This is a genomic window from Luminiphilus syltensis NOR5-1B (assembly GCF_000158175.1).
Lineage (GTDB): Bacteria > Pseudomonadota > Gammaproteobacteria > Pseudomonadales > Halieaceae > Luminiphilus > Luminiphilus syltensis.
In genome coordinates, this window is record NZ_DS999411.1 from 1,978,980 (window position 1) to 2,003,897 (window position 24,918).

Below are 24,918 nucleotides of genomic sequence, written 5' to 3' on the forward strand. Positions count from 1 at the left end.
GTGTATCCGGTGCAAAACACCACCTCAACCCGTCTGGCGACCTTGCTCAACAGCATTTATGCCGGTAGTGGCGGGGCTCAGGGCGCCGCTGGACCTCGGGACAATAATTCGGTCGCGCCCGGGATGAATCGCGAATCGGTAGGTGCGGGCGGTGGCGGTATGGCTGCCGGTGGCAACAGAAACGGCAACCAGAATTCCACCACCTCTTCTTTGTTAAGTATGGAAGATGAAGCCGGTGCAATGGGGGCGGCTGAAGTGCGGGTGGTCGCCGACGAGGAAAACAACTCCTTGATGATTTACTCCACGGGACTCCAGTACAAGCTCATCAGGGCGGCGCTGGAGAAGCTCGATACTCCGCCGACCCAGGTGATGATCGAGGCCAGTATTATCGAGGTCACCCTGACCGATGAGCTGTCCTATGGCCTGGAGTGGACCTTTAACGGCCAGTTGGGCGGGTCGGAATACAATGGCGTGGGCACCCTGTCTGACGGAAACTTCAATCTCGGCAGCCCGGATTCGCCCCTGGGTCAGCTGGCCCGCGGGTTCAGCTACTCAGTGACGGGTGGGTCTGGCGATATTGTGGCGGTCTTGCAGGCGCTCTCGACCCAGTCACTGATTAATGTGATCTCCAGTCCCTCGGTCATGGTGCTCGACAACAACACCGCCTATATACATGTAGGTGATCAGGTGCCGATCCGGTCGGGCTCTACGGTCAGTAATGGCGGTAACGTCACGGAAAATATTACCTACCGCGATACCGGCGTGAAGCTGTCGGTGAGGCCGTCGGTCAATGCCGGTGGCCTGGTAACGCTGGATGTTGAGCAGTCGGTGACCGACGTGGGACCCATCGATGTGACCGGTAACCGACGTTTCCTCGAGCGCGAGATCATGAGCCGGGTGGCGGTGCGGTCCGGAGAATCGGTGGTATTGGGTGGCCTGATCCGCGAGAATGCGACCAACTCAGAGGAGGGTGTGCCCTGGTTGCATAAAGTACCCTTGATTGGCGCACTATTTGGTACCACTGATAAAAGCGACACCCGTACCGAGCTGGTGGTGATGATCACGCCGCGGGCACTGTATAACGATGCCCAGCTGCGCGAAGTCAGCGAATCCATGAAAGCGCAGGTGCGAAACTTCGATTTGTTTGATATTGAAGTGAAATAATTTTGGTAAAAGTCACAGCTAACTAATTGGAATAAAATGAGATTTCAGCCGTCCTCCGCCTCAAAAGTCGCGATTTTCGTCATCGTTGTTGCCCTCCTCGGCGGGTGCGCCACGTCGGGAGAGCTTTCTGATTCAAAAAAAAATCAGCTAATTCAACGAGTTAAAGACCGATGGGCCTGCCTGCAGGTGAACGACTACGTCTGCGCCTATGAATTTCTGACCCCGGCGTATCGACAGGCGTTTAGCCCTGAAATGTACCTGGGGCGCTTCAGTAACCAACTGCTGCGAGTGTTGACAGGGGCGACGGTGGACACCTATGATGCGCGGGCAGCTGTAGCAAGTGTGACGACCCGGGTCATGTCCAGGCCTGTCAAATATACGAATGCAGCGTCAAGGGCTATCGGTGCTACACCGTCTACGTCGACTGAATCCTGGATTCGGAAAAACGGGGAATGGTGGATCATCGAAAGCACGCGATGATTACATTTGTTAACAGCTGGCTGCAGCTGGCATTGCGCTAGCACAATACGATTTGTGAAATTCAGACTTTAGGAGTCTCCTATGAAAAACTTCAGCAAGTATGGCGTATCAGCAGCGGTAGCTGCCGTTGCGGCCGCTTCTGTGAACGCTGCCGTTATCTCTCCCAACGACTTGGGCGATGCGGCAATCATTCCTTATTACAACGTGAATGATAATTACAACACCGGCTTCAATATCACCAATACCTCAGCAAAGACCCAGGTCGTCAAGTTCCGCTTCCGTCGCGGTACCGACTCAGCTGATGCGTTGGATTTCAACATCATCATGTCGCCTTACGACGTTTGGAACGCTTCTATCGCTCTTGACGGGGACGACATTCGCCTGACCACTAACGACAACAGCTGTACTGCCCCGTTGTCTGTTCAGGCCAATGGCGGCGTAACCGTACCTGACGCTGGTATCAACTTCCGCGAAAATGCCGAAGAAGGTTATATCGAAATTATCGGGATGGGTACGCTGCTTGATGAAAGTCTTCCCATGGGCGTCAATGCCAAGCACCAGGCCGACGGCGAGCCGCTCGATTGTGCAACGGTGGAAAAGAACTTTTTCCGCCTTGACGGACCTGCAGGCCCTGTTCAGAACTCCACTCCGGCCACTGAAATCGTAGGCCCAGACGCTACTACTTTGGGTCTTGACGTCCCTGCGGTCCTTGCCCTGAATAAGACCATCAACGGCGTCCACAACTCTTCGGCGACGTCCAATGGTGAAGGAACGGGTTCGGTCAATGTCTTTACAGGTACTGAAGACGTTCTTAAGGTGCAGTACTTCGTGCGCAACCGGGTTACCGGCCTCGAAGTGGGTGACAACGCAGTTCACCTTTCAGGGTTCTCGGAAAAGCCAATGATGACCAATCAGCAGTTGCTGGGCTTTAGCAACGGAGATCTCCAGTTCGACCCGTTTAACTTTGAGCTGCCCAATCTTAATCAGGGCGCGTACTTCAATGAGGCCGCCGGCGGCGCCGCTACTCGTCGTTTCGCGGCTCACAGTGGCTGGGATGGCACGGGTCCAGTAGATGTACTGGCGGACCCGATTAATGGCTATCTATACCAGGAAGTTCGCGTGGCATTGGGCGCCACTGCGATCATTAACTCTTGGGGTGCTCGTGACCTCGCAGATGCTACCGTAAACAGCGACTGGGTAGTTACTATGCCCGGACAGTACGCCATGACTGACGCCATCTGCGCTGCTTACGCCCTATTTGATGGCACAACTAAGACGTGTGATGAAGATTGGGACGACGACAAGAACGACTTGCCGGTAGTCCTCAATATCGATTACTGGGATCGTGAAGAAGACCAGATCACTGTTGCTGGCGGTGGGCTGTCAGTATCCCCAGGCGGTACCGGTACTTCCAACACAACCTTGCCGAACGAAGTCAATGTGATCGTTTGGGCGCAGGAAGACGACGCAGATGGTGTCCTGGGTTCTCAGGATGATCTGAAGTTTGTGTTTAATGTGGCCGATAGCGGGTTCGATGCAGGTTGGGCGAAGCTTGACGTTAAAGCGGACTCAGGTGGCAGCTCGGTATTCCTTATCGGTGCTTCCGCCACACCGCTTGCAGCTGGAGCTACAATTGTTCCGGCTACTGACGCGGAGGCCAACAGCGGTGCCGGTACTGAGACGTCGTACGGTCAGTACAGCATGGTTAGTGGTGCAGTGCCGATCATTGGTTCTGCTTACTGGGAGCGTAACTTCGGCAACAATGCGGCGGCGAACTATGGCCGTACCATTGAGCACAGCTACGAGAATTAATTCGTAGGCGTGTTCTTTAACACGATCGCCAGGTTTTTCCTGGCGGTATCGAAAGCCGGCACTATGTGCCGGCTTTTTTTTACCTTTTTTAGGGAATGCGCGCTTAATGACAGAGTGCGGTTGTGCGCTTTATTGGCTTTCAAGTAGACTCGCGTTCCCCCAACAACAGGTTTTTGCACGATGAAGTGGTATGTTGCTCCGTTCCTTTTATTGATAATGGCGATGTCGGCAAGCGCGGATGAAGCCGCGCCCGTGTTCAATGCTGGTGGTGTAACCGTCAAAGAAAGTGAGATTCGTTACCTGCTTGGTAATACGGCAGAGGCGCTGCGAGAACGGATTGTAGAGTCCCCAGAGGAGCGCCAAGCGTTTATCGAAAAATTACTGGCACAAAAGCGCCTTGCTGAAATGGCCGATAACGTTGTCGGCGAGGTGGGCAGCAAGGACTACTGGGAATTGCAATATGACCTTATCAGGGTTCGCCAGGCGTTCACGATCGCCAAATTCAAGGAAGGCCTGACAGTACCTGATATGTCCGTTATTGCCCGTGAGGAATATATGGCGCGGAAGAATGATATTGCGGTGGTACCGGAGAAGCGAAAGGTGGCTCATATACTGCTGACCTGTGAGCCCGGGTGTGATCGCGAGGCCAAGAAAGCCCAACTGAAAGACTTTAGCGCGAGTATTGCTGAAGGCGCCAAGTTTGCTGACTTGGCAAAGCAGTATTCCGAGGATTTCGCGTCGGCGCGAAACGGCGGTCGGCTAGGCACCGCGATTGCAAAGGACGACGGTAATATTGCCTTTGCTTTTCGGAAAGCATCCTTTGCCCTCGAAAATCCGGGTGATCTCAGCCCACCGGTTGAAACGCTGTTCGGCTACCACCTGATCGTACTCGAGGAAATTGAACCTTCGTACACCGTTCCGTTTGAGCGGTTACGGGATCAAATTGTTCAACTACTCGAGCGGGAGTGGACTAACGAACAGGTGGCGCTTTTCCGTGGCCAGCAGATGGATACGAAGGGGATAGATATGGATGCCTTCAATGCGGTGATCGACAGCTTTCAGTAATTACCTCCAGATCTTCCAAGGCAAATCTAGAAAAATTCAACTTGTGCCAATGCTTGAATTTTTGGTGCACGAGAGTTGAATGCTGATTTCCGTTCATTTGCCAAAGACGGCGGGCTCTAGCTTCGCGGCCCTGCTTGCAGTCGCCTTTGTTGATCGACTGGCCCTGGACTATGTCGATCAACCGATACATCAGTCGCCAGTTCAGCGCAAAACCCGTGCTTTGATGGGGGCTAAGGCCCCGCGGCCCGAGCTAACCGGGCTGGCCTGTGTGCATGGTCACTTTCTGCCTCTTAAATACCGGGATCAATTGAATCGCGGCGCTCAATTTGTCACCTGGTTTCGAGAGCCCCTTGACCGCCTTCAGTCCCATTACGGTTTTTGGCAGAGCCATTACGACCCTGCCACTGCTGGGCGGGTGCATCGGCAGATGATGGACGAGCAGTGGAGCTTTGAGCGTTTTGCGCTAGGTCCAGAACTTCGTGACATTTATTCTTTGTTTCTCTGGCGTTTTCCCCTAGAACGCTTTTCATTTATCGGCCTCTTTGAGGCATTGTCGCAAGATACGGTTCGCTTTACCGATGAATTTTTGGGTGCAGTCAGTAATCTGCCTCGCTTGAATGAGGGTGGGCAGGCGCCACTGGATATCGATAGTGATCTACGCGAGCGGATTTACACGTGGCATGCGCGGGATGTGGCGCTGTATCAGCAGGCGTGCACGATTCGTGAGGCGCAGTTTCAGCGCTGGCAATCAAACCGTAGGGGATAAGCCCCTTTCTTTACGCTGATGGGCTCCATTACGTTGAGGCGGGTGGCGGGGTAACTACTCGCGATCAAGCCCCAATCGATTTTCCAACGTGGCGGTCGGTTTGGGAGCGCTTTATAAGTGGCCCCACAGTGTTTCGGTGTCAGGAAATGCCTCGCGGCAGTGAATGTACGTATCACCATAAAACGCAGCGCAGTCGCCAGCCAGGGAGGCCTCAAGCTCAAAGCGCGGGGAGGGATTAACCGTGTCTTCTCGGTGTCCGGTACTTAGTTTTACACCTAAAAACGACGAGAGGCTATCGAGCACTGATGGGTTAAACAAGTGCTCATACAGCGAGCAGAAGCAGGCATGCTCATCAAATGTGGTACTCAGGTTGGCCAGGGTGAGTTCGTAGCGGGTACGCGCCTGCACCATGGGCTCCGTGTAGTATTCTGCGAAGAACCGGTTGGCATCATCGGTAGTAATCTGCTGACCCGAATCGATGAGTCGACCCATCTCCATTCGCGCTGCACTCCAGCATCGGGCCACAGGATCTCTCAGTATAAAAATCACCTTGACTTGAAAGCCTGCCTGTTCGAGTCGGGAGCGAACGTGTTGTAAATGGTCCGCGGAGAGTGCGGCGTAACCCGGTGTGATGTCCCCCGTAATCCGTACGTTGTTTTTGATCAGACTGGCAAAATACCGCTCATAAAACCCCTCATAGCGCTGCATCGCGTAGCGTATGGTCTTCTTCGTGTTGTCGCTCACTTCCGTGTCATCGAGTCGAAACTTTTTGAAGTCATCGCAAAATAAACCATCCCAAACGTGGTATTCCTTGGTAAAACCCAGGTCCACTTCGGGCTGAGCCTGCAGGCATTGGTGTAGCCAACTGGTACCGGCTTTTTGCGCGCCTACGCCAAGGATAAATATCGGTTTGCTATTTGCGTCGTCGCTCATGGTCTCTCCGGGCCGCGGGCTACATTATCCATCACGTCTTGTTCGCTACCGTTGGCCGTCAAAACGAGGGGAAAAGGCTAACATGCCAGGGCGACCTCGGCGCGATATCGTAAGTTCCGTCAATCACTGCCGATTACCAGCCACCGCTAAATCCCAGGTCCTGGAGCAGTTGCTGCTGATCGTCGCGGATTGGAAAAGGGTCTTGCTCTCGATGTCGGCCAATGGACCCAGGGGGGGCTAGCTCTTCGATAGATTCGCCTAACAACACGTTGGCATCTGAGAAGTGCTTGTCTGAGGCTGGGTTCATAAAGCCCAACAGGGTCCTGATTTCGGTCTCCGGATCGGCGCAAAGTAAATCATAGTTAAGTATCAGGATTCGGTCAGTTGCTGCTCGCGCGAGCCTCAGAATCCGCTGATGCACCGCGCACCAGTAATCAAAGGAAGCGCGCGCCGGGGGCATATCGGCTTGCGCGGGCACCAGACAATCTCCCCAGGTTTCCAGCTGATTTTGGTTAGCGCTATAGGCCATGTCGAGCCCGTGTCGAACCACATGTACGTAACGCAGTTTCGGCAGCGCTTTGAGCAGAAAGGGCAGAACGATATGCGTATTGGGTTCTTTCCATCCCCATGGACCCTGCAGCGGGGGTTGATCGGCGAGTAAATAATCGCGGCGAGCGGATAAGGCTTCCTCACGCTGCCAGCGATGGTCCCGCGGAAGTTTGGCGAGGAAGTGTTCGACGTCGCCCTTCCAGCGCGCTTGATCCCGAGGCAGGGCGCCTCGCGCCCTCAGGTAAAAATCGAGTGCTTCAGCGCAGTCGTCGTGATGGGACTCCAGGGGCCACAGCCGACGACGTTTGAAGAACAGGGTAAAGAGTAAGTCATCCAGAGATTCGTTGAGCGCGCTACCGATATTTAATCCCAGTTTCTGCAGTACCGCCGCCACCGCGCGGGTACCGCTGCCACCCACACCGCCAATGGCGATGGGTTCGAGGGTCTGCGTCTCGCGATGATGAGTGGTTGGCGTCAAGCGGCTGTCCGTCGATGCTGAAAACGCGTAGTCTGCGCCCGATGTCGTCTGAAATCCACGATTCCCCCGATTCGAGCCGCTGGTCGCGGTTCTCCGAGGCCGTTTTTAACCGACGGATCCTCGCCTGTGTCTTCACCGGACTCGCCTCGGGGATGCCGCTATACCTGTTGATCCAGCTGGTGCCCGCCTGGCTTCGCGATAGCGGGGTGTCGCTCACGGAGATCGGTTTGTTCTCGTTGGTGGGCTTGCCCTACACCTGGAAATTCCTCTGGGCCCCGATGATGGATCGCTGGCGTCTACCGCTGGGGTTGCGGCGGGGGTGGATGCTCCTGACCCAGATCGGACTGATCGCGGCAATCGCGCTGCTGGGCATGATCGATCCCGTGTCGCAGACCTCGCTGGTGGCTTTGATGGCCTTTATCGTCGCAGTCTTCAGTGCCAGCCAGGACGTGGCCATCGATGCCTATCGACGCGAGTTGCTGCGCGACGAGGAGCTGGGGCTGGGTAACTCGGTCCATGTACAGGCGTATCGCATCTCCAGTCTGGTGCCCGGTTCACTGTCGCTTATCCTCGCTGATTTACTGCCGTGGCGGGAGGTCTTCTGGATTACCGCCGCGTTCATGCTCATCGGTGTCGGCCTGAGCGTGGTGGTACGTGAGCCTGTGCACGCCGAGGTGCGTGATACCGGACTGCGCGCCGCGGTGATCGCGCCCTTCAGCGATTATCTGAAGCGCCGGGGTGTTCGACCACTGATCCTCGCGCTTGTCTTCATGGTGCTCTACAAGCTCGGCGACAATATGGCGACGGCGTTGGCGACACCGTTTTATCTCGACCTGGGCTTTTCGAAGACCGAGATCGGCCTGGTCGCCAAGCACGCGGCGTTGTGGCCCTCGATTTTTGGGGGGCTGGTCGGTGGACTGATCATGATTCGACTGGGTATTAACCGGTCGCTGTGGCTGTTTGGTGTGGTGCAACTGCTCAGCATCCTCGGCTTCGCCGTTTTGGCCAATACGGGCCCGGTACTCTGGCTGCTCGCATCGGTCATCGCCTTCGAATACCTCGGCGTGGGTTTGGGTACCGCAGCCTTTACGGCCTATATCGCCCGTGAGTCGAGCCGCACCTTTGCCGCCACCCAGTTCGCGCTGTTTACGGCGCTTGCCGCGCTACCGCGCACCCTCGCCAATTCCACGACAGGCGTTCTGGTGGATTCCCTCGGATGGGTGAGTTTCTTTCTGCTCTGCGCGGTGCTCGCTATCCCGGGCATGCTGTTGTTACTTTGGGTGGCGCCGTGGTCGGGCAGCCCGACGACTGCAGATGACGCTCGGCCACCCACTACAGAGGGTGAATAGCTGACGGGCTCCCTCCCTGGGAAGAGATAGGCTTTCTGGCGCCAGGACGTCCTGTACTTCAGGCACACCGTCTTAATTAGCGGGTAATAGGAGGCTACCCGAGTCTCGATGAGGCGATAGTCATCGGGTGCGCGACCTGCCGAATCTCGGTAGCGAGGTATCGACGGTTATCCGGAATCTCGAGTTTGAGATAAGCACCTATTGCGTGCTGGGTAGACTATTGTTCCCTAGACGTGCTCCCCGCTGTAATCACATGGGGCCACGTACCTTACTCAACCGCTACCCTTAAAAATGCCCGAGCCTATGGTCCCGCCCAACATACAGACGATGCGAACCATATCGACGAGGTTGCGAGGTGCGGGGTAGGGTGAAATAACAGCCAATCTCACTTTGTACCCGTGCGCGCCAATTGATACGCTCGTCCCCCACATTACCTTTGGGTCATTGATGCGACTTTTCTTTTTGGCACTGCCCTGGCTGGAACTTCTAAGCCTCATCCAGTTGGGTATCGAGACCAGCGCGCTGTTTGCGCTGGGCTGGGTGTTTGCCATGATTCTGCTCGGCTCGCTCCTGATACGACGGGTCGGGGTGTCCAGCATCAACCGGCTTCGTGAGGCACAGATGACCGGCGTGCTGCAACAGCATCTGTTTGTAGACGATATGGCGGTGGTCGTCGCTGGTTTGCTGCTGTTTATTCCGGGATTGCTATCGGATTTCTTCGCGCTGGTGATCCTGATTGGCCCCCTGCGCCGCTGGCTGGCGCGGCTGCTAGGTTTTAGCGTCCATACCCAGACGTTCTCCTCGGGTAAGGATGATAGCGACGGCGTTATTATTGAGGGCGAGTACGATCGAACCGATCGCGACCGCCTGCCCTAGACCCCTCCTAACTCGCTGAAAAATCGCCAAAAATCCGTTGTTACGGGTTTTTTAGCACTCTTTTGCATCGAGTGCTAAAAAAAGCCTTGAAATCCCTCGCTGCGCCCCAACATCCGTCATGAGCCCAAAGAGGGCGTCACTACGATATCGTCAATTTGGAGACCATTAACCATGAAAATCCGTCCGCTGTACGACCGTGTGGTCGTTCGTCGCCAGGAAGAAGAAGAAACCACTGCCGGTGGCATTGTCCTGCCCGGTTCCGCCAAAGAGAAGCCCAATAAGGGTGAGGTGGTCGCTATCGGAGATGGCAAGGTACTCGACAACGGCGAGCAACGCGCGCTTGCGGTCAAAGTCGGTGACAAAATTGTTTTCGGTCAGTATGCCGGCAGCAACACCATCGAGATCGACGGTGAGGAACTGATCCTCATGGCCGAGAGCGAAATCTACGCCGTCGTCGAATAAACACCCCCGAATTAAGAGCAAAGACACAAGGAATTTAGAACATGGCAGCTAAAGACGTACATTTTGGAGACAAGGCGCGCCAGCAGATGCTGGTAGGCGTGAATGTTCTCGCTGACGCCGTAAAGGCGACCCTCGGCCCCAAGGGTCGTAACGTAATCCTCGAGAAGTCCTTCGGCGCGCCCACCGTGACCAAGGATGGTGTTTCCGTAGCCAAGGAAATCGAACTCGCTGACCGCTTTGAGAACATGGGCGCTCAGATGGTCAAAGAAGTGGCTTCACAGGCGTCTGACGCCGCTGGTGACGGCACCACGACAGCAACCGTGTTGGCCCAGTCGATTGTCAACGAAGGGCTTAAGTCAGTGGCAGCGGGTATGAACCCGATGGATCTGAAGCGCGGTATCGACAAGGCAGTGACAGCGGCGGTTGCCGCAGTGCAGGCCATGGCCACACCGTGTGAAGACAACAAAGCCATCGCCCAGGTAGGTACCATTTCTGCCAACAGCGACGTGTCCGTCGGTGAGATTATTGCTGACGCCATGGAAAAAGTAGGCAAGGAAGGCGTGATCACGGTTGAAGAAGGTTCGGGTCTTGAGAACGAACTCGACGTCGTAGAGGGTATGCAGTTTGACCGCGGTTACCTCTCGCCTTATTTCATCAACAACCAGGAGAGCATGCAGTGCGAACTTGAGGACCCATTCATCTTGCTGGTGGATAAGAAGGTCTCGAATATTCGTGAGCTGCTTCCCCTGCTTGAGCAGGTAGCCAAGGCGTCCAAGCCGCTGGTTATTGTCGCTGAAGATATCGAAGGTGAGGCCCTTGCCACGCTCGTTGTCAACAACATGCGCGGTATTGTTAAAGTCTCAGCCTGTAAGGCTCCGGGCTTCGGCGACCGTCGTAAGGCCATGCTTCAGGACATCGCCATTCTCACCGGCGGCACCGTGATCTCCGAGGAAGTCGGTATGGACCTCGAGTCCACGACCCTTGAGCACCTCGGTAGTGCCAAGCGTGTGACCATGGATAAAGACAACACGATCATTGTTGACGGTGCCGGTGATGCCGCTGCCATCAGCAGCCGTGTTAACGAAATCCGTGTCCAGATCGAAAACACCTCTTCGGACTACGATCGCGAGAAGATGCAGGAACGTGTCGCCAAGCTCGCCGGCGGTGTTGCGGTGATCAAGGTTGGCGCTGCTACTGAAATCGAGATGAAAGAGAAAAAGGCTCGGGTTGAAGACGCGCTGCACGCGACACGCGCCGCTGTGGAAGAGGGCGTCGTCGCCGGTGGTGGTGTCGCTCTTATTCGCGCTATCTCAGCGATCGCCGAGTTGACGGGTGACAACGAAGACCAGAACCACGGCATCGCCGCTGCGCTTCGTGCCATGGAAGGTCCTCTGCGCCAGATCGTCGAAAACGCCGGCGATGAAGCTTCCGTGGTACTCGATAAGGTACGTCAGGGCGAAGGTAACTTCGGTTACAACGCCGCGACCGGCGAATACGGCGACATGCTCGAGATGGGTATTCTCGACCCCGCCAAGGTGACCCGTACTGCACTGCAGGCCGCGGGTTCGGTTGCCGCGCTGATGATCACCACCGAGGTGATGATCGCTGAGGCGCCCAAGGACGACGCAGCCCCCGCAATGCCCGATATGGGCGGCATGGGCGGCATGGGCGGCATGATGTAAATCAAGCCTCCGTGCTTTCAAACCCGGCCTCCGTGCCGGGTTTTTTACAGGTACCGGGTCAGATAGCAGCCCGATCGTGGGACTCCGGTTGGAACCGCAATCGGTCTGGTTTAGTGTTAACTGCGTAACAAACGCAACACCACAACAGCTACGAGCAGGAGAAGACAATGGCTTTTGAATTACCGGCTCTGCCTTATGAGCGCGATGCGCTGGCACCCCACATTTCCTCAGAAACCCTCGATTATCACTACGGCAAGCATCATCAGACTTATGTTGACAAGCTGAATGGTCTGGTCGAAGGCACCGACAACGCGGAGAAGTCCCTCGAGGACATCATCAAGTCCAGCGACGGCGGCCTGTTTAACAATGCCGCGCAAGTCTGGAATCATACCTTTTACTGGCACTGCCTGAGCCCCAATGGTGGCGGTGAGCCGACGGGTCCGATTGCCGAAGCGATCAATAGCACATTTGGCTCGTTTGAGGCGTTCAAGGAGCAGTTCACCAATAGCGCCATCAACAATTTCGGTTCGGGCTGGACCTGGCTGGTGAAGAAGGCTGACGGCAGCATCGCCCTGGCCAACACCAGTAACGCCGGTTGCCCGATCACCGACGACGTAACGCCGCTATTGACGGTAGATGTCTGGGAGCACGCCTATTACGTGGACTACCGCAACGCGCGGCCCAAGTACATGGAAGCCTTCTGGAACCTGGTGAACTGGGATTTCGTTAACTCGAATCTCGGCTGATCCCGAGACGCGGTCTCAGGACCGCAATAGGAAGCCCCCGTATTGCTAGCGCTGCGGGGGCTTTTTTGTGGTTTATCGCGGATTGGCAGGGTCAAGGCCTGCGTGGTGTAAAAGCCACTTTCTACTATTCAGATTTCAATCTGGAGGGGGTAGCGCGATATACTCTCCACACATACCCTCTGAAAGCTTTTTTATGTCACGAGAAGACGAGCCGTCGATACCCTCCTTCGCGGCGACCCGCGATGAAGCCATCACCAGTGCGCCGCGTAATACACCACCACCGCGAAGTTCACGCCCGGCTGCGGCGGGTAGTGGAATGGGCACTATGGCGCGGCTGGTGCTCACCATTAGTCTCGTTATCGCCGCTATTGCCTGCGCCTGGGCCTGGCAGTTACAGCAGATGGCAGACGGCGCCATCGACTATCAGAATGCACTGCAGCAGCGGGTGGCCGATCTTGAGGCCTTGCTGTCGGATACCGACGAGAGTGTTAACCAGTCAGCGGCGGCCTTGGGCGCTCAGCTGCGCGTTGTGGATAAAGAGACTCGAAGACTTGAACAGCGACGCCGCGAACACGACGCCCGAATCGATAAGCTTGAAAAACAGTCCGGCGCCACTGATTCACGGTTGGCATCGCTCGGTCAGTTATCGGCTGAAAACCAGCAAAATGTAGCCAGCATGTCCAAAGATCTGGCGGCACTGAAAAAGACAGCGGGCGATCTCGAGCGAATCGCGGCGGCCGCCAGCCGTGCACAGGAAGACATCGAGCGTATGGCCGATGGTCTGAATCGAAGTAATCTTGAGCAGGCCGCCTTGGCCAAAAAGGTGTCTTCCAACGAGGAGTGGATCGGATCGATTAACGCCTTTAGACGCCAGGTTAACACCCGTATCACCCAGCTCGAGCAGAGTGTCAGGGGCGGTCAGGTCGGCTCAGCCACCAGCCCCTGAATGCGTCCTCCGGCGCGCCATCGGATTTTACAAAGGAGTTTTTACCCATGACGGTTATCAAGCAGGACGACGTCATCGACAGCGTTGCTGATGCGCTGCAGTTTATTTCTTACTACCACCCGGTTGATTTTGTGCAGGGGGTTCACCGAGCCTGGGAGATCGAGCAGAACCCGTCGGCGAAAGATGCACTGGCACAAATCCTGATCAATTCGCGAATGTGTGCCACCGGACACCGACCCATCTGTCAGGATACCGGCATCGTCACGGTCTTTGTCGAGGTGGGCATGGACGTGCGCTGGGACGCCGAGTTGCCGCTGGAGGAGATGATTAACGAGGGCGTGCGTCGCGCGTATCTGAACCCGGATAACAAGCTGCGGGCGTCGATTCTCAGCGACCCCGCCGGGGCTCGAAAGAATACCGGCGACAACACGCCGGCGACGATACACACGCGACTCGTCGCCGGCGATACGGTCGATTTCCGCGTTGCCGCCAAGGGCGGCGGCAGTGAGAACAAATCCAAACTCGTGATGCTGAATCCGTCAGACAGCATTGTTGACTGGGTCGTCAAAACGGTGCCCACGATGGGGGCCGGGTGGTGTCCACCCGGTATGCTGGGCATTGGTATCGGCGGCACCGCGGAGAAGGCCGCGGTCCTGGCCAAAGAATCGCTGATGGATCCCATCGATATTCAGGAGTTAAGAGCGCGCGGACCCAATAGCCGTATCGAGGAGCTTCGTCTCGAGATCATGGACGCCGTGAACAAGCTGGGCATTGGTGCCCAGGGGCTGGGTGGTTTGACCACAGTGCTCGATGTGAAAATAAAGGACTACCCCACTCATGCGGCCGGGTTGCCAGTGGCGATGATTCCCAACTGCGCGGCCACGCGGCACGCGCACTTCACGCTGCGCGGAGAGGGGCCGTCGCTGCAAACACCGCCCAATCTCGACGATTGGCCTGAGATCAGCTGGGAGCCTGGTGAGTCGGTTCGCCGCGTCAATCTCGATACGGTCACCCGCGAAGAGGCCCAGAGCTGGAAGTCGGGTGATACGTTATTGCTGTCGGGAAAAATGTATACCGGTCGCGATGCGGCGCACAAGCGCATGACCCAAATGCTCAAAGACGGAGAATCGCTGCCGGTGGATCTCAGAGGCAAGTTCATCTATTACGTGGGGCCGGTTGATCCGGTGCGCGACGAGGTGGTCGGCCCGGCGGGTCCCACAACCGCCACGCGCATGGACAAGTTTACCGACTATATCCTCGAGCAAACCGGACTGGTAGGCATGATTGGCAAGGCCGAGCGCGGTCCTACCGGTATCGAGGCTATTCGTAAGCACGGGGCGGTCTATTTGATGGCCGTCGGTGGCGCCGCCTATCTGGTTTCCAAAGCGATTACCGAAGCAGAGGTGGTCGCTTTCGAGGATCTGGGCATGGAGGCGATCTATGCCTTTACCGTCAAGGATATGCCGGTGAGTGTGGCCGTGGACAGCACGGGTGACTCGGTGCACATCACCGGACCGGCTAGGTGGAAAGCCAACATCGAAGAGCAGGCGCTTGAGGTCATCTGAGACCTTCTACTGGTACGACTTTGAAACAACGGGCGCCGATCCCCGCTGGGACCGCCCCGTCCAGTTCGCCGGTCGGCGAACCAACAGTGCATTGGAGTACGTGGATGAGCCATTGGTGCTCTACTGCCAGCCGGCCCCCGATGTATTGCCCCACCCGGCGGCGGTGCGCGTCACTGGTATAACCCCTCAAGTCGCGATGGACCGCGGCGATTCCGAATGTGATTTCGTCGATAAAATCCACGCCGCGCTCGCCGTGCCCGGAACCTGCGGCGTCGGTTATAACTCGATTCGCTTCGATGACGAGGTCATGCGTTTTGCGCTCTATCGAAACTTTTTTGACCCCTACCAGCGCGAATATGCCAACGGCAATAGCCGCTGGGATCTGATTGATGTAGCCCGAGCTATTTATGCGCTTCGTCCTGAGGGAACTCAGTGGCCTGCCCGGGATAACGGATTGCCCAGTTTTCGCCTCGAAGACCTGACGGCTGCCAACGGCATTGCCCACGGAGCTGCACACGATGCCTTGTCCGATGTCGATGCCACCATTGATCTGGCGCGGCACTTCCAGAACGTCCAGCCCGCGTTATTCGCTGAACTGCTGTCGATGCGACGAAAACGCCACGTGGAGACCTTGATGGATCTTGGCAGTCTGCGCCCGGTGGTGCATGTGAGTTCCATGTATGGATCGGATCGGAGCAATCTGGCGCTGGTGGTGCCGTTGGTCCGACATCCGGTTAACCGCAACGAAATCATCTGCGCCGATCTGTCACAGCCACCGGATTTTCTCAGCGAGTCCGCGACCGACATGGCGGCGCGACTGTTTACTCCCGCCTCGGAATTACCCGAGGGTGCGGTTCGACCACCGATAAAGACGATTCATATCAATAAATCCCCGGTGGTACTGAATACCCAGTGGGTTCGAGGTGAGGTCGCAGAGCGGCTCGGCCTCGATGGTGAGGCACATCGACGGCATCTGGCGGAGATTCGCCAGGCCAACGACAAGAACCCTGAAGGGCTCAAGCAGCGCTTGCAGGACATCTACTCGGAACGCCGTTTCGCGCCGCGCACCGACCCCGATGTCATGCTGTACGACGGATTTTTTCCGAATAGTGATCGCTCGCAATTTGACGGGTTGCGTGCCGCGAGCCCCGAGCAGTTGGCTTCCGGATGGGTGTTTGAGGATGCCCGCCTCGAGGAATTATTGTTTCGCTACCGTGCCCGAAATTTTCCCGCGACACTCGATGCCGAGGAGTCTGCGCGCTGGCAGGAACATTGTCGGCATCGCTACTTCGACGCGGATGCACCGTTTCCATTGACGGCTTTTCGCGAGGAATTGGCCCAGGAGCGCAGTGCTCCTGATCTTTCCGACAGCGTCGCTCGCGCTTTGGATGCCCTTGAAGACTACGTGCAGACGCTGTTGTAACGCTAACGCCGGGGTTACAATCGATAAAACCTGACGGAGGCTCTACGTGCAATTCCCCGGTAGCCATATTTTGTCGATTGACCAATTTGAACGCGGGGATGTGGAGAGGGTCTTCGCCGTCGCCGATCAGATGCTGCCCTACGCCCATCGCGAGCGCATCACCCGTGTGCTCGAGGGTGCGATACTGGGCTCGATGTTTTTCGAACCCTCTACCCGAACACGAATCAGCTTTGGCAGCGCGTTTAATCTGCTCGGTGGTGAAGTGCGAGAGACCACTGGTTTTGAGAGTTCTTCGATTACCAAGGGCGAGTCACTTTACGATACGGCACGGGTCCTGAGTGGTTATTCGGATGTTATCGCCATGCGCCACCCGGTTAGCGGTGCGGTGAGTGAGTTCGCCGAAGCCTCCCGTGTTCCCGTCCTCAATGGTGGCGACGGCGCCAACGAGCATCCCAGCCAGGCCCTGCTCGACCTCTACACCATTCGCAGCGAGCTGGTGAGTCGTGGCCGGAGCCTCGATGGTCTGCGTATCGCCATGGTGGGTGATTTGCGCTACGGACGCACGGTGCATTCATTGATTCGATTGCTGATGCTGTTCGGCCGCAGTGCGATCAGGCTGGTATCGCCCCGAGAATTGCGGATGCCCGAAGCGATTGTCGCCGCGGCCCAAGTGCGGGGCATGATGTACTGGAGACCGAGACTCTGGAGTCGGGTATCGCCGACGTGGATATTGTCTACAGTACGCGAATCCAGGAGGAGCGTTTCGAGACCCGCGCCGAAGCCGATTTGTACCGGGGTCGCTTTCGCTGAACCAGAGTGTTTACACCGCCCACTGCGAACCCAATACCGTCATCATGCACCCGTTGCCGAGGGATTCCCGGGAAGGGGCGCAGGAACTGGATGTCGACCTCAACGACAATCCCAACCTGGCGATTTTTCGACAGAGCGACAACGGTGTGCTGGTGAGGATGGCGCTGTTTGCACTGGTGCTGGATGTGGTTGATCAGGTGGAGCGAGAGTCGCGCGTGGTCAATTGGTACACGGATCGCAGGTTTTGAGCGCTTTGTTACCGACTTTTGGTGCAGACGACGTTGAGACGTTGGAATCTGAGCAGGTTTTTCAGGGTTATTTCAGCCTGCGGCGGGATACGCTGCGCCATCGACGCTTCAATGGCGGCTGGACCGCGCCGTTTCGTCGCGAGGTATTCGACCGCGGTGATGCGGTGGGCGTGTTGCCCTGGGATCCGGTCAGTGATCAGGTCATTCTTATCGAACAGTTTCGCCCGGGCGCCATGCGCGGTGACAATAGCCCCTGGATGTTCGAGCTCATCGCCGGGATCGTCGAGCCGAACGAGGACGACGAAACGGTCGCCCACCGCGAGGCGGAGGAAGAGGCAGGCTGCCACCTGGATCGGCTGCGACTGATCCACACCTTTTACCCCAGCGCCGGTGGCTGTTCCGAGCAGATCCGCCTGTTTATGGGTCGTCTGGTCGCCGCCGACGTCGGAGCGGTGCGCGGTGTGGCGGATGAGTTTGAGGATATTCTGGTGCATACGGTGTCGAGGACCAATGCTATTGCATGGCTCGATGCCAATAAGATCGACAATGGCCACACACTGATTGCCCTGCAGTGGCTGGCTAGACACGGCGAGACGTTACGGCAGGAATGGCTGAAATAGCCCCCGATAATGTAAAACGCAGTGGATTGCTGCGATCGAGTGCAGTGGTGGGTCTTGCGACGCTGTCGTCCCGGGTGCTTGGCCTGGTACGCGATGTGGCACTGGCGGCGGTCATTGGTGCCAGCGGCAACGCCGATGCGTTTTTTGTCGCCTTCAAAATCCCCAACTTTCTGCGCCGGCTTTTCGCCGAGGGAGCCTTCGCCCAGGCCTTTGTGCCGGTTTTGTCGGCTACCCGAGAAGAGGGCGGATACGATGCGGTTCGCGCACTGATTGATCGGGTGGCGGGAGCACTGGGGGGGACATTAATACTCCTGACGGGTATTACGATACTGGCAGCGCCGGTGGTGGCGCTTGTGTTCGCACCGGGGTTCAGTCGCGACCCGGCCAAGCTGGCGCTCACCGCCGATCTGGTCCGTATCACTTTTCCCTATTTATTTCTGATTTCCATGACGGGATTCGCGGGCGGCATACTCAACAGCTACGGACGTTTCGCGATCCCGGCATTTACCCCTGTGCTGTTGAATCTTTCGCTGATAGCCGCCGCCTTGCTCGGTGTACAGCAGTTTGAGGAGCCGGTGTTTGCCCTCGCGTGGGGGGTGCTGATTGCGGGTTTTCTGCAGTTGCTCTTTCAATTGCCCGCGCTCTACAGCATTGGTCTGGTGCCACGGCCTCAAATAGACACCCAGCATGAGGGTGTCCGCCGCATATTGCGGCTGTTGGTGCCGGCACTTTTCGGTGTCTCGGTGAGCCAGATCAACCTGCTGCTCGATACCGTACTGGCCTCGCTACTGCCCGAGGGCAGTGTGTCCTGGTTGTATTACTCCGACCGGCTGACCGAGCTGCCACTGGGTGTTTTTGCCATTGCGATTGCCACCGTCATACTCCCGGCGTTGTCCGCGCAGCGCGCGCAGTCTGATGCCCAGGCTTACGCGGCGACCCTCGACTGGGCGATTCGCACGGTGCTGCTTATAGCGCTACCGGCGACGGCGGCACTCCTGTTACTGGCAGAGCCGATTCTCACCACCTTGTTCCAGTACGGGGAATTTGGCGCCGATGACGTGGCGATGGCTTCGCATTCCCTCAGGGCTTATACGCTGGGCTTGGGGGCGTTTATGCTGGTCAAGGTGCTGGCGCCCGGGTTTTACGCTCAGGAGGATATGAAAACGCCGGTGCGAATTGGCATTATTGCCATGGTGTCCAATATGGTGATGAACCCGCTGTTCGTCTTCCCGTTGATGTGGCAGTTCAATCTGGGGCATGTCGGTCTGGCGTTGGCGACCAGCGCATCGGCGTGGCTCAACGTGGCGTTGCTCTATCGGGGTCTTCGTCGCCAGGACATACTCCACAGCGGTCTCTCAGCCCGTGTAGGCCATGTGTTTCGCCTGTCAATTGCGGTAGCCATCATGGTGATTGTGGTACTGCTGGTATTACCCGCGGCTGAGCAATGGCAGGGCTGGTCATGGCTGGTCCGCGGTCAGGTCATGGCGGGGGTTTGTATCGCCGGTGGAGGGGTTTACCTCGGAGCGCTCTACCTGCTGGGTTTTCGGCCTGCAGATCTGCGAGGACCGACGACTATCGACTGAGCGCGCCATGGCACGTCGAATTCTATATACTTCGCGGTTTCTCAGGCCCTTTGAACCCTGTTTCGATGGAAATCATCCGCGGACTTCACAATTTGCGCCCCAGACACCGCGGATGTGCGGCGACCGTGGGTGCGTTTGACGGTGTTCATCTTGGGCATCGCGCTGTTCTTGAGCACCTCAAGTCGGAGGCCGCGCGGCTGGGTGTGGCGTCAACCGTTATATTTTTTGAGCCGCTACCGAGGGAATATTTTCAGCCGCTGGAAGCGCCCGCGCGGTTGATGAATTTTAGGGAGAAGTGCGTCGCCCTTCGGGACGTGGGTATCGATCAGGCCCTGTGTTTGCGCTTTGATGAGCGTGTCCGCAACATGTCGGCCGACGGTTTTATTGAGGCGGTTTTTTCGCGCGGACTTGAAGCGCAGTATATTGCGATCGGCGATGATTTTCGCTTTGGAAAAAGCCGTGAGGGCGATCTACGCTACATGGCGGAGCGCGCTCAGGAGTACGGCTATGAGGTGCGTTCAACGAGCACGCTGGCACGGTCCGGCGAGCGGGTCAGTAGCACCCGGATTCGCGCTGCGCTGGCAGAGGGAGATTTTCAGCTGGCGGCGGAGTTATTAGGGCGTCGATTTGTTATGGGTGGTCGCGTGCTCCACGGTAAGCAGTTAGGAAGGCAACTGGGGTTTCCGACGGCGAATATCGCACTGCATCGCCTTCGGGCCCCGGTTCAGGGCGTGTTTGTCGTCTCTGTGACAGGCGAGGGTCTGGATTCGGTCCCGGCGCTTGCCAATGTTGGCGTCAGACCAACGGTGGAAGACAGTATTCGTGCCAATCTGGAAGTACACCTGATTGACGTTGACGAAGACCTCTACGGTAGGCGTCTCACGGTGAACTTTCTGCACAAGCTGCGTGACGAAAATAAATTTGAGGGTATCGAGGCACTGCGAGCCGCGATATCAAACGATCTGGAACAGGCCCGCCAATGGCTGGCCACTTACCACGGCTGGGGCCGAGGGTTTCGATGAGCGATTACAAGAACACACTGAACTTGCCCAGCACCGGTTTTCCGATGAAGGCCAACCTGACACAGCGCGAACCCCAGCGGATCGCCCAGTGGCAAACGATGGGTTTGTATGAGCGCATGCGCGCTGCAGGACAGGGCAAACCCAAGTTTATCCTGCACGATGGGCCGCCCTATGCGAATGGCGAGTTACATGTGGGGCATGCGTTCAGCAAGATTCTCAAAGATATTATCGTCAAATCAAAAACGCTGGCGGGCTTCGATGCCCCCTATGTCCCGGGTTGGGATTGCCACGGCCTGCCGATTGAGCTCAATGTTGAGAAGAAAGTGGGTAAGCCGGGGCACAAGGTGACCGCTGCCGAGTTCCGCCAGCGCTGCCGGGATTACGCCGCAGGGCAGGTGGATAAGCAGCGCGACGACTTCATGCGCATGGGGGTGATTGGCGATTGGTTTAATCCTTACCTGACCATGGATTTTGCGTTCGAGGCCGACATCGTCAGGACGCTGGGTAAGGTGATTGACAATGGCCACCTGCACAAAGGGTTTAAACCGGTCCACTGGTGTCTTGATTGCGGGTCGGCGCTGGCTGAAGCGGAAGTCGAGTATCGGGACAAAACGTCCTCGGCGGTAGATGTGGCGTTTCGAGCGGTGGACAGTGCGGCCTTTGCCGAAAAATTCGGGGCCTCCTGTGCGTCGGTCGCGGTCGCGATCTGGACTACGACGCCCTGGACGCTGGCTGCCAACCGCGGCGTGTCGCTGAACCCGGCTCTCGACTACGTCCTTATTCGTCATGGGGACGATGGTCTGGTGGTGGCCGAGGCACTCGCCGAAAGCTGCGCCGCCCGATACGGTCTCGATAGCCTTGATATTCTCGGTCGCGCACAAGGTTCGGAGCTTGAACATTTGTGCCTGAAACACCCTTTCGATGACGCTCGAGCGGTGCCTGTAATCCTTGGTGATCACGTGACCACCGAGGCGGGAACGGGTTGTGTGCATACGGCGCCCGCTCACGGCCTGGAAGATTTTGAGGTGGGAAATCGGTATCAACTCGAAGTTTATAACCCCGTCGGCGGCAATGGGGTTTACCTGCCCGATACCCCCGTTTTCGGTGGCCAGCATATTTTTAAGGCGAATGAGGCCATTGTCGATACCTTGCGCGAGAGCGGCGTGCTGCTTTGCCATAAAGCCTATGAGCACTCTTATCCCCATTGCTGGCGGCACAAGACGCCGATTATTTTTCGGGCCACACCACAATGGTTTATCAGCATGCAACAGCAGGGCTTATTGGATGCTGCCAAGCAGGCAACCGATTCGGTGACCTGGATCCCGGACTGGGGTAAGGCGCGCATTGATGCGATGCTGGCAGATCGCCCCGATTGGTGCATCTCCCGACAGCGGACCTGGGGTGTTCCCATCACGCTAATGGTCGATAAGACAACGGGTGAATTGCATCCCGAAACGCCCCGCCTGATCGAGGCTGTGGCACAGCGAATCGAGACCCAGGGTATCGATGCCTGGTTTGATCTCGAACCTGCTGAATTGATCGATGAGCCCGATCGCTATGAAAAGGTGACCGATACGCTCGACGTCTGGTTTGATTCGGGAGTTACCCACGCCTGTGTTTTGCGCCGCCGGGAGGGCTTGCGCGCTCCCGCCGATCTTTATCTTGAGGGCTCCGACCAGCACCGGGGTTGGTTCCAGTCTTCATTACTCACGGGGCTCGCGGCCTATGGCGAAGCACCCTATCGTCAGGTATTAACCCACGGTTTCACCGTCGATGGCGAGGGTCGGAAGATGTCCAAGTCGCTGGGTAATATTTTGCCCGCCAGGAAAGCGATGAATGACCTCGGCGCCGATATTATTCGTTTATGGGTGGCCGCTGCGGATTACCGCGGTGATCTGGCGGTTTCGGACGAGATTTTCAAACGCACGGCCGATGCCTACCGACGCATCCGCAATACGGCGCGGTTTCTACTGTCCAATCTTGTCGGGTTTGATCCCGCTTCGGATCTGGTTGCTCCTGAGGCGCTGCTGCCGCTCGACCGATGGATTTGCGCCCGGGCGCGGGCGTTGCAAACCGAGATTGGCGATGCCTACGAGGGGTACCAGTTCCACACGGTGTACTCGCGAATTCACAATTTTTGTGGTGGCGAATTGGGTGGCTTTTACCTCGATATCATCAAAGACCGGCAATATACGACGCAGGCCAACTCCCACGCCCGGCGTTCGGCCCAGACGGCGCTGTATCACCTTGCCGAGGCGCTGGCGCGCTGGATCGCACCGATTCTTTCCTTTACTGCCGAGGAGGTATGGGAAAATCTGCCGGGAGACCGTGCGGAGTCTGTCTTCCTAAGCGAGTGGTATGCGGCGCTTCCGAGCGACACCGACGATGGGCCCATGGGGATGGATTTTTGGGCCGCGATGCTGGAAGTGCGCCAAGGTGTCAATAAGGCGCTGGAAAGCGCTCGCGCTGAGGGTGAGCTACGGGGTTCCCTCGATGCCGAGGTCATTCTCTATGCAAAGCCCGATCTTCTGAAAACCCTCGAATTACTTGGCGATGAGTTGCGCTTCGTCCTCATTACTTCCGCGGCGACGGTGAGGCCTCTCGAAGAGGCACCCGAGGGTTCCCTCGTCGCGGGCCGCGATGATCTGGCGGTAGTGGTTACCCGGTCTGAGTGTGAGAAATGTGAACGCTGCTGGCATCGACGCGCGGACGTCGGTGTGTCGCAAGCGCACCCCACCCTGTGCGAGCGGTGTGTGGATAATGTCGATGGCTCCGGCGAAATCAGACACTATGCGTGAAGCGGGATGGCGATCACGGCAGGCGTTGCTTGGTTATGGTTGCGCCGTACTGGTGCTGCTGCTGGACCAGTGGAGCAAAAATATAGCGTCGGAAGCCTTGGATTACCGCACGCCGGTGGAACTAACCGACTGGTTCAGCCTGACATTGGCCCACAACACCGGTGCTGCTTTCAGCTTTCTCGCCGATGCGGGAGGCTGGCAGCGCTGGTTTTTCAGTGCGGTGGCCTGTGTGGTCAGTGGGGTTGTTGTGTTCTGGCTGGGTCGCCTCGAACGGGGAAAATTATGGCATGCGCTCGCTCTGGGGCTTATTCTCGGGGGAGGGCTCGGTAATTTTTATGACCGCGTACTCCTGGGCTATGTTGTTGATTTTATCTCGCTTCATTATGGTGACTGGTACTGGCCGGCGTTTAACGTTGCCGATTCCGCCATCTCGGCGGGCGCTGTCGTCCTTATTCTGGATAGTCTGGTCGGTAGCGACCGCACATCCAACGAGGCCCGTTGAGGAGTTTTTGTATGCCCATCGATGTCCCTGTCAGTGAAAACACGCGGGTATTTCTGAATTTTTCCCTGGCGCTCGAGGACGGTTCCGAAGTCGATTCGAACTTCAATGGTCCGGCGGTCGATTTTGTGGTCGGCGATGGCTCCCTACTCCCCGGTTTTGAGCGCCGGCTTTTCGGTATGAGTGCAGGTGAAGAGGCGTCCTTTGAAGTCCCGCCTGAGGACGCCTTTGGCCAGCCGAATGTGAACAATGTGCAGAAGATCAAGCGCGCTGAATTTGAAGATGAAATCGAGTTGACCGAAGGCATGATGTTCTCGTTTGCCGATGCTGCAGGGGGTGAGTTACCCGGCGTGGTCACTGCGTTCAACGACACCGATGTCGAAGTGGACTTCAATCATCCGCTGGCCGGCCGCACGATCACCTTCAAGGTGCGAATCGACACCGTTGAACCGGCGGAGTATCACTGAATCATGAAAGTTGTACTGGCTAATCCGCGGGGCTTTTGTGCCGGTGTCGATCGAGCAATCGATATCGTCAATCGCGCACTCGAACTGTTCGATCCTCCCATTTATGTTCGCCATGAAGTGGTACACAACCGGTTTGTGGTGGATGACCTCAGGCAACGGGGGGCAATTTTTGTCGAGGAGCTCGAAGAAGTGCCCGATGATGCCATCGTGATTTTCAGTGCCCACGGGGTGTCGAAGGCGGTGCAGCAGGAGGCTCGCGGTCGGGGGCTCAAGGTATTCGACGCCACTTGTCCGCTGGTGACCAAAGTCCATGTCGAAGTTGCGGGCTTTAGCAAAAGTGGCCAGGAATGCATTTTGATCGGCCATTCGGGGCATCCTGAGGTCGAGGGTACTATGGGCCAGTACGACACCCGCTCTGGCGGCAGGATGTATCTCGTGGAAGATGAAGACCAGGCGGCAACGCTGGAGGTCAACAACCCCAATGCCCTCGCTTATGTGACTCAGACCACCTTATCGGTGGATGACACGGCGCGAGTGATTGACGTGCTACGCGAGCGATTCCCGGCGATCGAGGG

At 57.1% G+C, this 24,918-nt stretch carries 20 protein-coding genes and 2 pseudogenes; 20 read left to right on the forward strand and 2 right to left on the reverse strand.

What is annotated here, in order from left to right:
* From NOR51B_RS08950 to NOR51B_RS08970, 4 genes are all read left to right on the forward strand, one after another.
* Positions 1 to 1,164, forward strand: a 1,164-nt coding sequence (locus NOR51B_RS08950) for a type II secretion system protein GspD (RefSeq protein ID WP_040481975.1), incomplete at its 5' end; no start/stop codon positions are given.
* 561 nt (positions 1,165 to 1,725) lie between these two features.
* Positions 1,726 to 3,456: a hypothetical protein gene (locus NOR51B_RS08960; protein WP_009021011.1), complete on the forward strand. Its 1,731-nt coding sequence runs from the start codon at positions 1,726 to 1,728 to the stop codon at positions 3,454 to 3,456.
* A gap of 180 nt (positions 3,457 to 3,636) precedes the next feature.
* Positions 3,637 to 4,521: a peptidylprolyl isomerase gene (locus NOR51B_RS08965; RefSeq protein WP_009021730.1), complete on the forward strand. Its 885-nt coding sequence runs from the start codon at positions 3,637 to 3,639 to the stop codon at positions 4,519 to 4,521.
* A gap of 79 nt (positions 4,522 to 4,600) precedes the next feature.
* On the forward strand, positions 4,601 to 5,287 hold the full coding sequence (locus tag NOR51B_RS08970) for a hypothetical protein (RefSeq protein WP_009020612.1): 687 nt from the start codon (positions 4,601 to 4,603) through the stop codon (positions 5,285 to 5,287).
* A 111-nt stretch (positions 5,288 to 5,398) separates the two neighbouring features.
* On the opposite strand, the gene NOR51B_RS14985 is transcribed toward NOR51B_RS08970, so the two are convergent.
* Together NOR51B_RS14985 and NOR51B_RS14990 are read right to left on the reverse strand one after the other, a co-directional pair.
* Positions 5,399 to 6,220, reverse strand: coding sequence for a sulfotransferase (locus NOR51B_RS14985; RefSeq protein ID WP_009019709.1), 822 nt, complete (start codon positions 6,218 to 6,220; stop codon positions 5,399 to 5,401).
* A gap of 133 nt (positions 6,221 to 6,353) precedes the next feature.
* Entirely contained in the window at positions 6,354 to 7,247 is an 894-nt protein-coding gene (locus NOR51B_RS14990; protein ID WP_009020711.1) for a sulfotransferase, read from the reverse strand.
* Between the two features lie 14 nt (positions 7,248 to 7,261).
* Here NOR51B_RS14990 and NOR51B_RS08985 point away from each other — a divergent pair, with 14 nt between their 5' ends.
* The 16 genes and pseudogenes from NOR51B_RS08985 to ispH all read left to right on the forward strand — a co-directional run.
* Positions 7,262 to 8,596, forward strand: a complete 1,335-nt coding sequence (locus tag NOR51B_RS08985) for an AmpG family muropeptide MFS transporter (protein WP_009018849.1) — start codon at positions 7,262 to 7,264, stop codon at positions 8,594 to 8,596.
* A gap of 447 nt (positions 8,597 to 9,043) precedes the next feature.
* Positions 9,044 to 9,472 (forward strand): FxsA family protein, encoded by a 429-nt coding sequence (locus NOR51B_RS08990; protein ID WP_009019932.1) that lies wholly within the window; start codon positions 9,044 to 9,046, stop codon positions 9,470 to 9,472.
* Positions 9,473 to 9,643: 171 nt separating this feature from the next.
* On the forward strand, positions 9,644 to 9,934 hold the full coding sequence (locus NOR51B_RS08995; protein ID WP_009019621.1) for a co-chaperone GroES: 291 nt from the start codon (positions 9,644 to 9,646) through the stop codon (positions 9,932 to 9,934).
* A 41-nt stretch (positions 9,935 to 9,975) separates the two neighbouring features.
* Complete coding sequence (gene groL / locus NOR51B_RS09000; protein ID WP_009021653.1) at positions 9,976 to 11,616, forward strand: chaperonin GroEL; 1,641 nt, start codon at positions 9,976 to 9,978, stop codon at positions 11,614 to 11,616.
* Between the two features lie 167 nt (positions 11,617 to 11,783).
* Positions 11,784 to 12,362 (forward strand): superoxide dismutase [Fe], encoded by a 579-nt coding sequence (gene sodB / locus NOR51B_RS09005; protein ID WP_009021251.1) that lies wholly within the window; start codon positions 11,784 to 11,786, stop codon positions 12,360 to 12,362.
* A 193-nt stretch (positions 12,363 to 12,555) separates the two neighbouring features.
* Positions 12,556 to 13,308: a hypothetical protein gene (locus NOR51B_RS09010; RefSeq protein WP_040481977.1), complete on the forward strand. Its 753-nt coding sequence runs from the start codon at positions 12,556 to 12,558 to the stop codon at positions 13,306 to 13,308.
* Between the two features lie 47 nt (positions 13,309 to 13,355).
* Entirely contained in the window at positions 13,356 to 14,873 is a 1,518-nt protein-coding gene (locus tag NOR51B_RS09015) for a fumarate hydratase (RefSeq protein WP_009020021.1), read from the forward strand.
* Entirely contained in the window at positions 14,860 to 16,296 is a 1,437-nt protein-coding gene (sbcB, locus tag NOR51B_RS09020; protein ID WP_040481978.1) for an exodeoxyribonuclease I, read from the forward strand. The genes NOR51B_RS09015 and sbcB overlap by 14 nt, the downstream gene beginning before the upstream one ends.
* 46 nt (positions 16,297 to 16,342) lie before the next feature.
* Positions 16,343 to 17,354, forward strand: a pseudogene (locus NOR51B_RS09025) (aspartate carbamoyltransferase).
* A complete protein-coding gene (locus NOR51B_RS09030) occupies positions 17,351 to 17,974 on the forward strand; it encodes an NUDIX domain-containing protein (protein ID WP_009021538.1) in 624 nt (207 codons plus the stop codon). Before NOR51B_RS09025 ends, NOR51B_RS09030 begins: the two are co-directional and overlap by 4 nt.
* A complete protein-coding gene (gene murJ / locus NOR51B_RS09035; protein ID WP_009019299.1) occupies positions 17,962 to 19,557 on the forward strand; it encodes a murein biosynthesis integral membrane protein MurJ in 1,596 nt (531 codons plus the stop codon). Before NOR51B_RS09030 ends, murJ begins: the two co-directional genes overlap by 13 nt.
* 65 nt (positions 19,558 to 19,622) lie before the next feature.
* Positions 19,623 to 20,579 carry a bifunctional riboflavin kinase/FAD synthetase gene (ribF, locus tag NOR51B_RS09040; RefSeq protein WP_009019510.1) on the forward strand — a complete coding sequence of 319 codons (957 nt, stop codon included), beginning with the start codon at positions 19,623 to 19,625 and terminating at the stop codon, positions 20,577 to 20,579.
* A complete protein-coding gene (gene ileS, locus NOR51B_RS09045) occupies positions 20,576 to 23,377 on the forward strand; it encodes an isoleucine--tRNA ligase (RefSeq protein ID WP_009021095.1) in 2,802 nt (933 codons plus the stop codon). The genes ribF and ileS overlap by 4 nt, the downstream gene beginning before the upstream one ends.
* A complete protein-coding gene (gene lspA, locus NOR51B_RS09050; RefSeq protein WP_009021223.1) occupies positions 23,370 to 23,879 on the forward strand; it encodes a signal peptidase II in 510 nt (169 codons plus the stop codon). Before ileS ends, lspA begins: the two co-directional genes overlap by 8 nt.
* A gap of 11 nt (positions 23,880 to 23,890) precedes the next feature.
* Positions 23,891 to 24,343, forward strand: a complete 453-nt coding sequence (locus NOR51B_RS09055; protein ID WP_009020463.1) for an FKBP-type peptidyl-prolyl cis-trans isomerase — start codon at positions 23,891 to 23,893, stop codon at positions 24,341 to 24,343.
* Positions 24,344 to 24,346: 3 nt separating this feature from the next.
* A pseudogene (ispH, locus tag NOR51B_RS15695) lies at positions 24,347 to 24,918 on the forward strand (4-hydroxy-3-methylbut-2-enyl diphosphate reductase); the annotation flags it as partial.

What these genes read in the sequence shown, in the direction of transcription:
- NOR51B_RS09010 (WP_040481977.1), top strand. Translation starts at nt 12,556, where the DNA reads ATGTCACGAGAAGACGAGCCGTCGATACCCTCCTTCGCGGCGACCCGC.
- NOR51B_RS09055 (WP_009020463.1), top strand. Translation starts at nt 23,891, where the DNA reads ATGCCCATCGATGTCCCTGTCAGTGAAAACACGCGGGTATTTCTGAAT.
- NOR51B_RS14985 (WP_009019709.1), bottom strand. Translation starts at nt 6,220, where the DNA reads ATGAGCGACGACGCAAATAGCAAACCGATATTTATCCTTGGCGTAGGC.
- NOR51B_RS08985 (WP_009018849.1), top strand. Translation starts at nt 7,262, where the DNA reads ATGCTGAAAACGCGTAGTCTGCGCCCGATGTCGTCTGAAATCCACGAT.
- ileS (WP_009021095.1), top strand. Translation starts at nt 20,576, where the DNA reads ATGAGCGATTACAAGAACACACTGAACTTGCCCAGCACCGGTTTTCCG.
- sodB (WP_009021251.1), top strand. Translation starts at nt 11,784, where the DNA reads ATGGCTTTTGAATTACCGGCTCTGCCTTATGAGCGCGATGCGCTGGCA.
- ribF (WP_009019510.1), top strand. Translation starts at nt 19,623, where the DNA reads ATGGAAATCATCCGCGGACTTCACAATTTGCGCCCCAGACACCGCGGA.
- groL (WP_009021653.1), top strand. Translation starts at nt 9,976, where the DNA reads ATGGCAGCTAAAGACGTACATTTTGGAGACAAGGCGCGCCAGCAGATG.
- lspA (WP_009021223.1), top strand. Translation starts at nt 23,370, where the DNA reads ATGCGTGAAGCGGGATGGCGATCACGGCAGGCGTTGCTTGGTTATGGT.
- NOR51B_RS08965 (WP_009021730.1), top strand. Translation starts at nt 3,637, where the DNA reads ATGAAGTGGTATGTTGCTCCGTTCCTTTTATTGATAATGGCGATGTCG.
- NOR51B_RS09015 (WP_009020021.1), top strand. Translation starts at nt 13,356, where the DNA reads ATGACGGTTATCAAGCAGGACGACGTCATCGACAGCGTTGCTGATGCG.
- NOR51B_RS08990 (WP_009019932.1), top strand. Translation starts at nt 9,044, where the DNA reads ATGCGACTTTTCTTTTTGGCACTGCCCTGGCTGGAACTTCTAAGCCTC.
- NOR51B_RS08960 (WP_009021011.1), top strand. Translation starts at nt 1,726, where the DNA reads ATGAAAAACTTCAGCAAGTATGGCGTATCAGCAGCGGTAGCTGCCGTT.
- NOR51B_RS08970 (WP_009020612.1), top strand. Translation starts at nt 4,601, where the DNA reads ATGCTGATTTCCGTTCATTTGCCAAAGACGGCGGGCTCTAGCTTCGCG.
- NOR51B_RS08995 (WP_009019621.1), top strand. Translation starts at nt 9,644, where the DNA reads ATGAAAATCCGTCCGCTGTACGACCGTGTGGTCGTTCGTCGCCAGGAA.
- murJ (WP_009019299.1), top strand. Translation starts at nt 17,962, where the DNA reads ATGGCTGAAATAGCCCCCGATAATGTAAAACGCAGTGGATTGCTGCGA.